This window comes from Halomonas marinisediminis, assembly GCF_004347715.1.
Lineage (GTDB): Bacteria > Pseudomonadota > Gammaproteobacteria > Pseudomonadales > Halomonadaceae > Halomonas > Halomonas icarae.
Map to the genome: position 1 here is coordinate 1 of NZ_SLTR01000679.1, position 234 is coordinate 234.

Below are 234 nucleotides of genomic sequence, written 5' to 3' on the forward strand. Positions count from 1 at the left end.
TGAGTACGCAATTCAAAGAGAAAAGTGTAAAGGTGTCATGAATTGGTTTAAACGCAAAAAGCCAGCTTCTGTGCGTTTAGGGCAATCTCGGGAACGTTATGGTTTGCCTGCGTATCAACCTCATCACGCCTTAACGGATGCTTTGGCAACGGCCGAATTACTTCAAGCTCAAATACAATACTATTTTCAGGAAGAGATGCCACTTAGCACAGTAATGCAATAAAATGTGTTGTT

At 41.5% G+C, this 234-nt stretch carries 1 pseudogene; it reads left to right on the forward strand.

From position 1 onward, the window contains the following. A pseudogene (locus E0702_RS18220) lies at positions 1-223 on the forward strand (3'-5' exonuclease); the annotation flags it as partial. Between the last annotated feature and the right edge of the window lie 11 nt (positions 224-234).